Source organism: Actinoplanes sp. NPDC004185 (genome assembly GCF_053603475.1).
The window spans coordinates 1-1,259 of sequence record NZ_JBSGFR010000132.1 but is presented as its reverse complement, the minus strand read 5'-3'; the positions used below and the strand labels follow the sequence as shown (position 1 = coordinate 1,259).

Annotated in this window: 1 protein-coding gene; it reads right to left on the bottom strand. The window is 50.6% G+C overall.

Annotated elements, in window-relative coordinates:
- A partial coding sequence (locus ACWEOZ_RS44350) for a hypothetical protein (protein WP_451916678.1) occupies positions 1-600 on the bottom strand: 600 nt, incomplete at its 3' end.
- Positions 601-1,259 lie beyond the last annotated feature (659 nt).

The window sequence follows — 1,259 nt, the reverse complement described above, 5'->3', positions numbered from 1 at the left end:
GACGACGTCCTCGAGTTTCAGCTTCGCAACATCTCCTCGCCGGCCACCGGTGACAAGGTATAGAAGAACAAGCACGAAATTTCGATGCCTAACGAGCTTTTTCTTCCAGGGGTTTCGTGGACCTTCCGGCGAAATTACTAGCACCAACACGTCGAGGGAGTCTTTTGTGAGCCCTTTTTTCACCGCCGATGTTTCCCTCTTGGGTGTGTTTTGCGCAAACAGCACTTCTACGGCGTCAATCCGACTCTGAAGTGCGTTCAATTTCTCTGCATCCCTTTGCGGGTTCAGATTGAACGCGGCATCACGCATCGCGCTAGTCACGAATTCGCGGAAGGCTGTCATGCGAGCTCTTTGTTCCGACTTGCCCACAATAGATTTTTCGGGTCGCCCCGACTTTTGGCATTGTCTGACGTGTGCAAATAACGATTGCACTTCCGCTGGAGCAAGGCCGACGCCTCCGAGTAACCGCTCGGCCAGAGGTATATTGTGACGGGTAGCCCATTCGTAACCAAAACCAATAGCGGAGAGCGCCCGATAATAACTGTTTGGTGCCAGCATTAATCGCTTCCCGCAAAGCATGTGCTCATTGGGCAGGGTCACGGGGATGCGGGTAGTTCTGTCCAGGAATATTGATATCCGCTCTCCTCGATTAACCCCGCGAGAAAGGATTATGCTTTTAACCAAATACCGTCGTTTGGTATTGGTCGAAGGGGCGCTCGATGGATGAGAATATTGGGCGGGATAATGCAGGCGTGATTGGTCGGGGCCTCTCATTGCAGAGTCCTATTGTTCCGGTCGAGTAATATCTGCTCGCCCTTCAAAAATGAGGGGCGAGCAACACCAGCCTTGACACCGGGGTAGTTTCATAGGACACTGCGGTTTCCAGGTCGTCGGTCCTATGGACTGTCGGCGCAAGGGCGCTCTCGGGGACATCCCGTTAGCGCCCTTGTTTTTTGGGGCGCTAACGGGATGTCCCGTGACGTGCTAACAGTTTATGCTTTCATGCTTGTTTCGTTCCTCTTTCGTCGATAGTGCACTTCATGTCAAACGAGCGCATCGTATCACGGAAATATAATTTTTCAAGAGTTATGGGTGAAAACCTCGCAATTCAATCGGCGAGTAATTGAAAAGAATGTGCGAGATGTTCTTGTTATCAATTAATTGATAATGGATTTTTTTGTCGAATTGATTTATCAATTCTCGTATCGAAAGCTGGTTGAGCCACTTAGGTCCGTACGAAGGGCCTCTGCCGACTCTGG